Origin of the sequence: Geovibrio thiophilus (assembly GCF_004087915.1) — a bacterium.
GTDB classification, from domain to species: Bacteria; Chrysiogenota; Deferribacteres; order Deferribacterales; family Geovibrionaceae; genus Geovibrio; species Geovibrio thiophilus.
Window position 1 is genome coordinate 2,649,582 of sequence record NZ_CP035108.1, and the last position, 13,301, is coordinate 2,662,882.

The window sequence follows — 13,301 nt, forward strand, 5'->3', positions numbered from 1 at the left end:
CCATCACACTCCAAGGTTTTAAATCACTACGCTCTGTAACGGAGCGTAAAAGATACACGGATGTATCTGCGGAGTGCGTACCACAGCGAACGCGAGGAACGCAAGCGGAGCGAGAGCAGCAAGAAGCTATGCTTCGCAGGCTGCGAGTTCGTAAAAACTAAAGGACGTAGGTTTTTACGAACTACATGAATTTTGGATATGAATAGATTCCGGATTGATATAAGATTGTTTCATGCGCTTTAAATCCATCACACTCCAAGGTTTTAAATCATTTGTCGACAAGACCGTCGTGGATTTCCCTGACGGCATTACCTGCGTTGTGGGACCGAACGGCTCCGGCAAAAGCAACATCATGGACGCCATACGCTGGGTTTTCGGTGAGCAGAGCCCAAAAGAGCTCCGCGGGAATGACATGGAGGACGTCATCTTCGGCGGCTCCTCCAAGCGCAAGGCCTCCGGTTTCGCAGAGGTTTCCCTCACTGTCAGCGACCTGCCTGAAAGCGTAACATCAAAATGGGGAACTCTCTCCGAAGTCACTGTCACCAGAAAATTTTACAGAGCAGGAGACAGGGAATACAAAATAAACAACCGCAAATGCCGTCTGAAAGACATCCGTGAAATCTTCTACGACACAGGCATGGGCGCAAGAAGCATATCGATCATAGAACAGGGCAAGGTGGAAAAAATCATTCAGGCAACTCCTGAGGAGCTCCGCCTTTTCCTTGAAGAGACTGCGGGCGTTGTGCGCTTCAAGGAGCGCAAGAAAGAGGCTGAACGCAGACTCCACCAGACTAGAGACAACCTCGGACGTGTTAACGATATTATCAGCGAGATCCGCAGCCACATAGATACCCTCACCAGACAGGTTGAGACGGTGAAAAAGTTCCGCGAGTTTGCGGGGCGTAAAACCGAGCTTGATAAAAATATCATCCTTTATAAATACTTAAAACTCAGAGAAGACTCCGCAGCCCTCACAGAAGAAATCAACCGTGAAAAGGTCGGCATGGCGGGAATAATCGCCGAATTTGAAAACCTTGTCAAAAGTGAAACAGAGAAGGAAAGAAATCTCAACACCCTGCGGGGAAGCTTCAGGGAAACTAATGAGAAGATGCTTTTTCTCGGTGACGCCATTGCGAACATCTCCGGCGATGTGCGGCTTCTGGAAAGCGAAATCGCAGGAGCAGAAAGCACGAAAGAGCGTCTGCACAGAGAGATAGAAGACTATGAGCGAAAATTCAGGGAGCTTACCGCATCCCGGGTGAGGATCCTTTCATCAAAGGAAGAGACCGAGAAAAACAGGAATAAGCTCAAGGAAAACCTTGAGGAGCTTGAAGAAAAAATAGAAGAATATACCCGCATGCGGGATGACCTCAAATATGACATTGACGGGCTTGAGGACGAATACCTTGAGCTTACCCAGAAGCTTACATCCATAAACAACTCCGTGTTTGAAAAGGAAACCACTATCAACCGCCTTGAGGCGGACAGAAAACGCTTTACCCTTGAGAAGGATGACCTTGAGGCTGAGATAGCCAAAGCAGCTCAGAGAGCGGAAGACGCACACCGTGAGTTTGAAGAGACCCGGGATGCCCTTAAGCTGATCACCGATGAGATTAAATCGGTCAGAGCCGAGCTTGCGGAGATTAAAACCCTTGAGGCTGACTCAAAAACGGAAGCGGACAGTCTGCGCCTTGAGAAAAACTCCCTTGAAAGCAGAACCGCTGTGCTTAAAGAGCAGATAGAAAACGCCGCAGTGGGTGACAGCGGGGAGTATCTCAAACGATTTGATTCAAAGCTTCTCATTGATCTGATTGACGAATCCGCCGAACCGCCCATGCACGCGGCGGACATACTCGTTTTCAGTGCGGAACAGAAATCAATGGTTCTCGCTACCGTCCGTGAAATGACAGGCTCCCTCCGATTCACCTTCTCGGGCAGCACGGACGAACTGATAAACGAACTCGGGGAACAGGAAAAAATAACCGAAAATATCATAAAGACCGGCAGCCTCTACCGCAAGATCGGCGACGATGACAAAGGCGTCGTGATCCTCAAGCTCAAGACTGAGCTTAAAACTGCGGAAGACAAGCTGGAGACCGTCACATCGGACTTTGAAGACGCAGAAGCCAGATACGAAGGGCTGGCGGCAAAAACAGCGGAGACGGCGGAAATCCTCACCGAAAAAGAGAACCGCAAATCCACCCTTGAAACCGAGGCAAAAAACAGCTCCCGCATGCTTGACGAGGCTGTCGCCGTGAAAGAAAAGCTCTCCCGTCGGGGAGAGATAATCGACAAGGAAACTGAGTTTGTTGCCCGTGAGCTTGAACGCATGGAAAAAGACCTTTCCTCCCTGCGGGAACAGCGTGAAAAAACCGCTGAGGAGCAGAGAGAGAAAGAAGACGAGAAACAGCTTCTGGATGAGCGGCTTGAGGATATAAACACACTGTATGAGGATGCCAAGGATGAGCTCAATGCCCTCAAGATAGAGGAAAGAGGGTTCACTGAGCAGCTTAACGCCCTTGCCCGTGAGCTTCACTTCACAGACAGGGAGATTGGCGAAACCACACAGAAAACAGGCGATGCCAAGCAGCGTCTGAGCAAGCTGCTCACTGTTGATATAATCAATTTCCGTGAGCGTCTGGAAGCCAAAAAAGGCGAATACGCCTCACTCATGAAGCAGCAGCAGGAGCTCCGAACCAGCGCAATAAGCACTGACAGGGAAGTCGCCGAGCAGGAAAAGGAGCTTGAAGGGCTCAAAAAAGAGATAGAAAAGGCAAACAGAGAGGTGGAAAAGCTCCGCAGCGTGGTTACTGACTCGGAAATAAAGCGTGAACGTGTTCTCGCCGAAATGCAGAGCCTTTCTGAGAACTTCACCGAAAAATTTGAAACGGATATAAATGAGGAAAAGCCAGACCTCTCAAACTTTCAGCCTAACAAAGCAAAGGCGGAGCTGGACGCTGTGACCAAGCTTATAGACGAGCTCGGTCCTCTGAACATGGCGGCAGAACAGGAATATGACGAGGTCTGCAAGCGCAACGAATTTCTCTCTCAGCAGAGAAAAGACCTTGAAGACGCAATTGCCAGCATCCATGAACTCATAAGCGAAATAGATGACAGCACCGCAGCTCTTTTCAGAGACACGTTTGAAGGCGTGCGTGACAACTTCAAAAAGGTTTTCGACATTCTCTTCGGAGACGGAAGGGCGGAGCTGCGCCTCAGCGAGCCGGACAACTTCCTCACCAGCGGAGTGGAAATCTTTGTTCAGCCGCCGGGGAAAAAGCTTGTGAATATGAATCTGCTTTCAGGGGGAGAAAAGGCTATGAGCGCATGCACGCTGCTTTTTGCGCTGTTCCTTTACAAACCCACGCCTTTCTGCTTCCTTGATGAAATAGACGCGCCTCTGGACGAGGCGAATATAGATAAATTTATGAAAGTGGTTAAAACCCTTTCGGGGGACACCCAGTTTGTCATAATCACCCACAGTCAGAAAACCATGGCAGAGGCTGACAGCCTCTACGGAGTGACAATGCAGGAACCGGGCGTCTCCAAGATGCTCTCGGTGCGCCTCAGCGACCTTAAGCTTTAGTATCCCCCGTTTTTCTTCGGGGTTTTCTTCCGCCGGGTTTCATGGGTCTTGCCCCTGCCCTGCCGGAAGTTTTTATCACCGGTCTTTCTTTTTTCTCAGGCTTCCTCACCTGCGCAGGCAGTTCCGCCAGAAGCTCTTCATCGGGGTATATGTAGTTCATCTTAACGCCTGTGTGCTCTTCCAGAGCGGGAATCAGCATTGCTTCCTCTTCACATGCGAAAATCACCGATATTCCGGATGCTCCGGCTCTCGCCGTACGTCCTATTCTGTGGACATAGCTGTCCGGTTCTTCGGGCAGGTTATAGTTGAAAACATGGGTAACGCCGTCAACGTGTATACCCCGCGCCGCCACGTCTGTCGCAACGAGAACCTGAATCGTTCCTGTCCTGAACTCCTCAAGAGTGCTGATCCTTTTGGTCTGGCTTACATCGCCGGAGAGCATTCTGCACTCTATCCCAAGTGAGTAAAGCTTGTCGGTGAGATTGCGGGTCTGGTCTCTTCTGTTGCAGAAGATGATCACGCTCTTGAGATCGTTGTGTCTGATATAGTTGTAAAGCACCTTGAACTTATCGTCACTCTCGATTATGTAGGCGAGCTGCTCGATCCTGATGTTGGTTACGTTTTCGGGCTCTATCTCCACCGTGAATGGTTCCTTGGTCCATCTGGACGCAAGCTCCGCAACAACAGGGGTCAGAGTGGCGCTGAAAAGCATCGTCTGCCTGCTCTCTTTCTGGGGCAGATAGTTGATTATCCTTCTGATGTCGGGGATGAAGCCCATGTCAAGCATTCTGTCCGCCTCATCGATGATGAGAATCTCCACAGCAGAAAGGTTTACCTTGCTGTTCTGGCGAAAGTCAAGGAGCCTGCCGGGCGTAGCCACCACTATATCGACAAGTTTTTCCTCAAGGGCTCTCTTCTGCTTCTCATAGCCCATGCCGCCGAATACCGCCAGCACCTCTGTATCAGTATACTTAGAGAGTCCGAGGGCATCCTTTTCTATCTGGAGCACAAGCTCTCTTGTCGGAGCGAGTATAAGCACTCTGGGGCTGCCGGTCTTGCGGTTTTCCAGCGGATTGCGCTGAATATGCCTGAGAGCGGAAAGAAGGAATGCCGCCGTTTTGCCGGTTCCTGTCTGTGCTTTTCCGCTTACATCCCTATCCTCAAATGCCTTGGGGAGTATCTCTGCCTGAATATCGGTGCAGTACTGAAAACCGAGATCATACACTGCTCTCAGAAGTTGTTCGGAAATATCAAGATCCTGAAATCTTGTTTTTCCTTCTGCGGGCTCAACATTAAAAACCGCAGGATCCCACGGTTCAAAAACCTTGGGTTCTTTTTTCGGTCTGGGCGGAGCCTGAACAGCTCTGATTTTTTCCTTAGGAGGCGCAGTTCTCACCTTCTCCCTTGTCGGCTTTACAGCAGCCTTGTGATGCACTTCGGGCTTACGGTGCTGCTGCACTTCTTTTTTCGTATCCGGTGTGATCTCTCTCACACGGATCGCCGCTGCCTTTTTTGTTCCGAAAAGGGAGCGGATTTTCTGTTTTAAACGTCTTAGCAAATGCCACCTCTATTTTATAGTTCGTGTTTGCCATCCATGGAAACACTCACCACACGCTCGCGCCGTGGTAAACACGGCTGCGCTTCGCACGGCGGACTTTTGCGCCGTACATAAACCATTGTTTTAATTTATTTCATAATCCGGTTAAACCTGATGATCGGTCAAATCACAAAATAATCCAGCAGGAGTTTAAAACTATATGGAAAAAAAGCAAAGACTTTTATCAGATCACGAGTATAATAAGTTTCATAAATATCCTCTTTAAAAAAATAAATAACTTCCTAAACTTATAATTCTGAACTATATCTATCAAAATAACCAATTTTGTGATGTTTAATGACTAATTTAAATGAACTTATAAACACAAACAAGCTGAAAAAACAACTGGAGCAGTTTTCGGAATTTTCCGGACTGCCCGCCAGCATACACGGGGCGGACGGCAACATACTCGTAAAGGCGGAAGGAAACACTTTCGCCGATATGCTCCCATCCGTTTTTAAAAATGCAGAAGCTGAAAATATAATAAAAGGCGTTCTGAAAACAGAAAATGGCGGAATTTTCGCCATAAATTCCATAGAAATCGACAATTTCCCGACAATTTTCTCCGCAGTATACTCTGACAGAGACATGCCTCTGAAAAAACTGAAATCAGCCGCAGCCTACGTATCAACTCTAACAGAGGGCTGTCTCGCTGGCAACCTCGTCAGCGCCGCCCACTCCGACCTCTACTGCGATAATGTCAGAATGCTGCGTACATTTTACGCCACAGTCGAGCAGAGCCCCATCTCAATCGTTGTTACAGACAAAAACGGCACGATAGAATACGTAAACCCCTTTTTCAAGGAGCTCACAGGCTTTTCCAGAGAGGAGATAATCGGTCTCGGCTTCAGCGGGCTTAAATCAGGCGAGCATGACAGGGAGTTTTACAAAAACCTCTGGCAGACGATAAGAAACGGCAAAATCTGGACAGGCAAGTTCATAAATAAAAAGAAAGACGGCTCCAAATACATCGAACTTGCCAAAATTGCCCCGATCATTGAAAGCGGGGAGATAACCCGTTTTATAGGTATAAAAACCGACATAACCGAGCAGGAAAGGCTCCAAGAACTTCTGGAGGAGTCCAACCTAATGCTTGAAGCCACTGTGCGCAAGCGCACGGAAAAGCTCCGCTCCGCCTACATCCGTCTGAAAGAGAACAGAGACCTGCTTAACAAAACACAGAAAGTAGCCAGAATGGGCGGCTGGATGCGTGATATGCGCACCAGAAAGGGCTTCTGGACTGATGAAGCCTTCGCTATATTCGGCATGGAACGCGGACCGGAAGCACCCACAGTAAAAGAAATCCTCACCGCTACGCACCCCGAAGACAGAGACAAGGTGCGTGAGTGGCTGGAATCACTGTTCAGATACTCCCCTGAAAGAGAGTTCAGCTTCAGAATAATCCGTCCGGACGGTGAGGAAAGAATAATTACCTCCATATATTCATACGATTTTGACGCAAGCGGCAAGCCCTACAGAATAAACGGCATCCACCACGACCAGACTGAACGGATTCGCACGGCGGAACGCATTGAAAAACATGAAAAACTTCTCAGCTCCATTCTGCTTTCCGCTAATGCGGGTATATGTGTTCTGGACGGCGACTGCCGTATTGAGATGGTTAACCCTGAATTTGAAAAGATTTTTGGGCACAAGAACCTTACCGCAGGCAGCCTTTTTGTGGATGCCTGCCCTGAGATTTTAAACAGCAGGGACGCCGGGATTCTCAGTGATGCTCTCAGAACAAAAACACCTATGACAAGAATGGAATACTCCTTCTCTCTCCCTTCAGGGAAGGAGAAAATACTCATAATGAACGTTACCGTGCCCAGAGCCGATCATGATCCGGTCACCCTAATAACAGTATCGGACATTACCGAGCTCAGTGAGCTTCACAACAAGCAGAAGGAGCAGGAGGCGATGCTGATTCAGCAGTCCAAAATGGCAGCCCTAGGGGAGATGATCGGCGTGATCACCCATCAGTGGCAGCAGCCTCTGAACGCTGTGGGCATGTTCAGCCAGCTTATCGAAACCGAATTTAAAAGCAGTGAACTGAACGCTGAAAATCTGCGGGAATATATATCAGCTATCATGGGGCAGCTTGAGTTCATGTCTCAGACAGTGAAGGACTTCAGAAACTTTTTCAAGCCCGGTCAGGCTGATGACAGGTTCGAGGTTTCCGCCGCTCTTGAGGAGATTATAAGCCTTGTCGCCGTGCACTATGCCAACAGCCGTATTGAGATACTCCCTGATCTTCACTGCACGGACAAGCCTCTTGTTTACGGCTCCAGAAACGAGTTTAAACAGGTTATTCTCAACCTTCTGGCAAACGCTAAAGACGCGATTACCGATAAGCTGAAGGGAGCCGCGGGCGGCGTTATCCGTGTAAGCTGCACTGAAACCGGCGACGAAGTCATAATCAGAATCAGAGATAACGGCGGCGGCATCCCTGAAGGCGTGAAGGACAGCATATTTAAATCATACTTCACCACCAAGGGCAGCAGCGGAACAGGCATAGGACTGTATATATCCAAGCTGATCGCCGAAACCCATATGAAAGGCAGCATAACAGCGGAAAATGAAGAAGGCGGCGCCGTATTCACTCTGCGTCTCAAAAAACCTTTTCAGGATCTTTAATTTTTTCTGTTATAATTGAGAACTTATGTTTGGGTATGCGGGGAGCGGATGATACGTCAGATAATTACCGAGCGCTTCGAGCGCATCACTTTCAGCGGCAAATACGACGAAGAGGCTGTTGCGTCCCTGATGAAGGAAGCCGACGCGCGGTTCGCCATCCTGAGCAGCCTCCCTGTTACCCCCTATTCCTACTCCTTTCTGGATGAGATTCATAACAAGTGCATTTACTCGTCCCTCACTGTTCAGAAAAATAATATGAAAAGCGAGGACGCGCTGAACCTGCTCAGAATCCTTCAGGACAGCTATCACCGCCCTGCGGCGGAAAAAGCTCTAGCCAATCTGCGGATAGTCTACGGACTGATCGATTCCATAGTGCCCTCTGCCGAGCCTTTTGTACTCACTCCGGACTTTGTAAAACGTCTCCACATGCACATAACCTTTGATGTGCGCACGGAAGGCAACATCCCCGGAAGTTTCAGGACAAAGAGCGCCGATATTAAATATTTCAGACCGCCGGAAAAGGATATAGCAAAACTTATCAAAGAGTTCTGTGACTGGTTCAACACCGAGTTAAGATCAGCGCATCCGCTGATAAGGGCATGTCTTGCTCATTATCACCTCAGTCTGCTCCACCCTTTCGGGGACGGAAACGGGCGCACTGCCCGCAGCGTCGAGGCTGCTATTCTCAGGAAAGCAGGTTACAGATACCTTTACCGCTCCATCGGCGTTTATTACAAAGAAAACAGAACCGAATACTACCGCAGCTTCCGTAAAAGTGAAAAAACCGGAGGCTTTGACCTCACAGCGTTTGTGAGCTTCTTTCTGGAGGGCGCCTGCAAATCCTTCATTATTGTGACGGATGTACTTCTGGCTGGTTTAAGAATCTGCGCGGTCAAGGATTTCTTTGAGTGGCTGAAATCGGAAGAAAAAATAACAGAACGCCAGTACGGGCTGCTGCATATTCTTTTTGAGGCAGACAGAATGATCTCCGAAGAGGAGCTCTTCAGAAACAAGGCATTTGCGGGACTTTATGATGATGATTCAGCCGATGCGCGGGATAAAGACTTAAGGAATCTGGCTGATACCGGAATAATTTTCAGGTTGGAGGGAGGCTTTGAGCTTAACAGGAACCTGCCGCAGAGGTAGATTTCATATGCCTGTCCAGAATGATGCTGAAAACAGCGCCGGCTTTTCCGTTCCGTACACGCACCTCACCGCCCATATTATTTTCCACAATAGCACGAACCATATAAAGTCCTATACCTGAGCCCTGCTCGGAGCTTTTTGTAGTAAAATAAGGGTCGAAGATCTTTTTAATCAGTTCTTCGGGAATACCGCCGCCGTTATCCTCAATGTCTATGGAGATTCTGCCTTCCAAATCGGCTAAGCGAACTGTTATCCTGCCGCTTTCAGTGAGTGTGCCCTGTTTCTTAGCGCTTGCTATGGCATCCTTGGCGTTGTTGAAAATATTGAGAAGAACCTGCATAAACTCGTTGCGGTAGCCCTCCACATATACATCGTTTCGTCCGCAGTTCTCACAATCTACAAATATATTAGAGCTGCTGACACTCTTTATGCGCACGGACATTTCCTCGCTTGCGTCTCTTTTCAAGCCGCATTTCATCTCAATGCTCAATTCGTGGGAAATAGCCTGATGAGAGAATATTTTAAGAGTCGGCCACAGGGCATCTTCTATGGTGAACAGGCTGCGCTCTTTGGACGGACGGAGAAAATCCATAAAATCCCTGACAGTTTCGGTCATATAAGAAATCTGCTCAGAAGCAGTATCATGCACCCAGTCGATATACTCCTTATCGAGCCCGCCGGAGCTGAAAGTACGTGTCATATCCTGAAGAAGCATGCCCACTGCGCTGAGAGGCTGCTTCCACTGGTGGGCTATGGAGCGGAGCATAGCGCCCATCTCCGCCAGCTTTGACTGCTGCACAAGGAGCTGCTCCTGCTCATAACGCTTAAGGGTTTCTTCTCTCACCTTTTCCTCAAGCCCGTCCTGAAGCTGCTTAAGGTCTGAAATATCTATGGTGCTGCCTATGCCGGCAAACTCTCCGTCTATCATCACAGTGTTGGTAGCCACTCGGACTGTTCGTATTTCACCGGATTTGGTTATGATTTTGCGCTCGTGATATTTCTGGTCGAAAACCTCTCCGGCGAGCCTGCGGAGAACATTCTCCTTAACAAACCGTCTGTCGTCCTCGTGAACAAGCTCCCACGGAGACATCTGCTTAAGTTCATCCATGGAATAGCCTGTTTTGGAGAGATACTCGGGATTTGCGTAGATGTATTTGTCTTTGTAAATGTAGATGCCCGCAAATGAGTTTTCTGTGAGAATACGGAAAAGCTGTTCAGTCTCGGCGAGTTTTTTGACCTGTTTGTCGGCGGGAGAGCTAACGTCAAAGGTCACCATACAGGCGCTTCTGCCCTCAAAATCTATACTTCTTATCTCGCTTTTCAGCGCTGCGAGCGCACCTGAGGCGGTCTGGAAATTGAATTCGCCACCCATTTCACAGTCATAAATCTCTTCAAAAAGGCATGAGCTGAGCAGTTTTGAATCAACAGGAAAAATCTCGCTGGGGTCTTTGCCTTCAAGACTTCCGGCAGGATAGCCAAGTGCTTTTTCAGCGGCTGAGTTACAGTAAATAACCTTACCGTTAAAAACAAGAATGCCTTTTCCGATGGAATCAATAACGGAAAGAAGCAGAGCAGCATTATTTCCTGAAGAACAATTTTCACCAATCATTAAAAATGTTCCGTCCTAAAAGCTGATTTCACATTATTATAACAATATTATATATGATGTACAGTGTTTTTAATTGCTTATAATGAATTTTTTGAACCTGATAAAAACTTTTATTGTTAACAAGTACCTTTTTCAACATATGTTCTGTATTTTTTGAATTAAGATTTATAAAAATCAACAAAAAAAAGGGGTGTCCGACGGACACCCCTCTAGGCATAAGCCTGTTTAATCCTACATTGCAGCTTTTGCGAGTTCTGCGCCTGCTGCGAGTGCTTTTCTGTTGAGCTCTTCCGTTCCTTTGGGAACGCGGCTGAGAACCGCTTTCTCAAGAGTGGCAGGGTCAACAAGATTGCAAATAGTGTTGAGCGCACCGAGAGTTACAACGTTTGCAACCATAGCTTTGCCCACTTTTTCAGCGGCTGTGACGATTATGTCGAGACCGATAATCTTGAATTTCCCTTCGGGAGCTTTTTTAACCATGAGGTTGTCAACTATGAGAAGACCTGTGTCTTTAAGGTCTTTGCAGTATTTTTCAGCAGCTTCCTGAGTAAGAGCCACAACAACATCAGGATTCATAACCTTGGGGTAGTAGATAGCCTCATCACTGATGATGACCTCTGCCTTGCTCGCGCCGCCCCTTGCTTCAGGTCCGTATGACTGGGACTGGATGGCTTTTTTGCCTTCGTAAACGGAGGCAGCCATGGCGAGGATGATACCTGCCGTGATCATACCCTGTCCGCCGGAACCGCTAAGTCTTATCTCACTTCTAGCCATTTCAATCACTCCTTACTTCAAACCGACCTGAGCGTCGTAGGCTTCTACGTACTCAGGTTTATGGACTTCATGCAGAACGCCGATGGCGAATTTGCCCGCCATCTCTTCTTCGCTCATTTCCTTGGCCTTGTTTGCGGGAACAGCGTTCTCCTTCTGCCAAAGGATCATGTTAGCGGGTGAGCCCTGTTTGTTTTTACGTCCGTAGCCTGTGGGGCAGCCTGCCATGATTTCCACAACACTGAATCCTTTGTGATCGAGTGCCTGCTTGATAAGCTTTTCCATGGGAACAGCGTGATAAGTTGTTGTTCTTGCGACAAAAGTAGCACCTGCGCCTATGGCGAGCTGAGCTATGTCAAACTGGTTGTCGGCGTTGCCGTAGGGTGCGGTTGTAGCCTTGGCGTTTTTAGGCGTGGTGGGTGAGTACTGACCGCCTGTCATGCCGTATATATAGTTGTTGAATACGAAGCATGTTATGTCGATGTTCCTTCTGCACGCATGGATGAAGTGGTTCCCGCCTATGGCTGTCATGTCGCCGTCACCGCCGAGAGCGATAACTTTAAGCTTGGGGTTTGCCACTTTCACGCCTGTGGCGAAAGCCAGTGAGCGTCCGTGTGTGGTGTGCAGAGTGTTGAAGTCCATGTAGCCGGGAAGACGGCTTGCGCAGCCTATGCCTGAGGTAAGAACGATTTCGTCCTTGTCAAGACCTGTAGCGTCTATCGCCCTGATGAGAGACTTCATAATTATGCCGTAGCCGCAGCCCGGGCACCATATATGGGGAATTTTACCTGATCTGAGGTATTTGCTGTAATCGTAAGCCATTACTTAGCCCTCCTGATTTCATCGATGATCTCAACGGGCGTGATCGGGTCTGAGTCAATTTTATTGATTCCCACAACCTTCGCCTGTCCTTTCACGACTCTGTCGACCTCAAGCTTCATCATACCGAGGTTAAGTTCGGGAACGATAAAGCTCTTAGCTTTGCCGACATATTTTTCAAGATGCTTCTCAGGGAAAGGCCACAGGGTAAGGGGTCTGAAAAGACCGGCTTTTATGCCTTCGGCTCTTGCCTTGATAACGGCTTCTTTAGCGGAGCGGGCTGAGCTGCCGTATGCGAAGACTATTATATCCGCATCCGCACACTCAAACTCTTCAACTTTCACTATGTCGTCATAGTGGTGCATTACTTTGTTTTCCTGACGGATCTCATCGGCCTGCGCCATTTTACCGTTGTTGGAGGGGAAACCGTCCTCAGCGTGGTTAAGACCGGTGATGTGGTATCTGTAGCCTGAACCGAAATCAGCCATGGGGGGTACAAGGTCTGCATCGGGTTTGTAGGGTTTATAGTCTTTCGGATCGCATGTGGGTCTCTTGCGGTCAATGACCTCAAGCTCGCCGGGTTCGGGAATTTCTATAGCTTCCCTCATGTGACCGATAATTTCATCAGTGAGAATGATTACTGGCATTCTGTATTTTTCCGCGAGGTTGAATGCGCGTACAGTTTCGTTCAGCTGCTCCTGCACTGTGGAAGGAGTGAGAACTATTGCCGGGTGGTCACCGTGAGTTCCCCATTTAGCCTGCATAACATCAGACTGACCGGGACCCGTGGGAAGACCTGTCGAGGGACCGCCCCTCATAACGTTAACGATAACACAGGGTATCTCCGTGAGATAAGCATAGCCGAGGTTTTCCATTTTAAGGGACATACCCGGACCTGAAGTTGCCGTCAGTGATTTTTTACCTGCGATTGAGCCGCCTATTGTCGCTGCCATAGCAGCAAGTTCGTCTTCCATCTGGATGAAGCGTCCGCCTACCTTGGGCAGTGAAGCCGCAAGACCTTCCGCAATTTCGGTGGAAGGCGTTATAGGGTAACCTGCATAAAACCTGCAGCCCGCGTAAAGGGCTCCTTCACATACTGCTTCGTTTCCCTGAAGGAATCTTATTTCTCTAGCCAC

Annotated in this window: 8 protein-coding genes; 3 read left to right on the forward strand and 5 right to left on the reverse strand. The window is 48.6% G+C overall.

The genetic code is table 11. From position 1 onward, the window contains the following. Positions 1-232 precede the first annotated feature (232 nt). Positions 233-3,586 carry an AAA family ATPase gene (locus tag EP073_RS12275; protein WP_128467457.1) on the forward strand — a complete coding sequence of 1,118 codons (3,354 nt, stop codon included), beginning with the start codon at positions 233-235 and terminating at the stop codon, positions 3,584-3,586. On the opposite strand, the gene EP073_RS12280 is transcribed toward EP073_RS12275, so the two are convergent. Next, positions 3,576-5,144: a DEAD/DEAH box helicase gene (locus EP073_RS12280; RefSeq protein WP_128467458.1), complete on the reverse strand. Its 1,569-nt coding sequence runs from the start codon at positions 5,142-5,144 to the stop codon at positions 3,576-3,578. The two genes, EP073_RS12275 and EP073_RS12280, sit on opposite strands and share 11 nt — an antisense overlap. 336 nt (positions 5,145-5,480) lie before the next feature. Here EP073_RS12280 and EP073_RS12285 point away from each other — a divergent pair, with 336 nt between their 5' ends. Continuing rightward, positions 5,481-7,820: a PAS domain S-box protein gene (locus EP073_RS12285; protein ID WP_128467459.1), complete on the forward strand. Its 2,340-nt coding sequence runs from the start codon at positions 5,481-5,483 to the stop codon at positions 7,818-7,820. Positions 7,821-7,868: 48 nt separating this feature from the next. Continuing rightward, positions 7,869-8,966 carry a Fic family protein gene (locus EP073_RS12290; RefSeq protein ID WP_128467460.1) on the forward strand — a complete coding sequence of 366 codons (1,098 nt, stop codon included), beginning with the start codon at positions 7,869-7,871 and terminating at the stop codon, positions 8,964-8,966. On the opposite strand, the gene EP073_RS12295 is transcribed toward EP073_RS12290, so the two are convergent. From EP073_RS12295 to EP073_RS12310, 4 genes are all read right to left on the reverse strand, one after another. Continuing rightward, positions 8,941-10,575, reverse strand: coding sequence for a PAS domain-containing sensor histidine kinase (locus EP073_RS12295; RefSeq protein ID WP_128467461.1), 1,635 nt, complete (start codon positions 10,573-10,575; stop codon positions 8,941-8,943). The genes EP073_RS12290 and EP073_RS12295 overlap by 26 nt on opposite strands. Positions 10,576-10,806: 231 nt before the next feature. Beyond that, a complete protein-coding gene (locus EP073_RS12300; RefSeq protein WP_128467462.1) occupies positions 10,807-11,349 on the reverse strand; it encodes a 2-oxoacid:acceptor oxidoreductase family protein in 543 nt (180 codons plus the stop codon). A 12-nt stretch (positions 11,350-11,361) separates the two neighbouring features. Then, positions 11,362-12,168, reverse strand: a complete 807-nt coding sequence (locus tag EP073_RS12305; protein WP_128467463.1) for a 2-oxoacid:ferredoxin oxidoreductase subunit beta — start codon at positions 12,166-12,168, stop codon at positions 11,362-11,364. Next, on the reverse strand, positions 12,168-13,301 hold the full coding sequence (locus EP073_RS12310; protein ID WP_128467464.1) for a 2-oxoacid:acceptor oxidoreductase subunit alpha: 1,134 nt from the start codon (positions 13,299-13,301) through the stop codon (positions 12,168-12,170). The genes EP073_RS12305 and EP073_RS12310 overlap by 1 nt, the downstream gene beginning before the upstream one ends.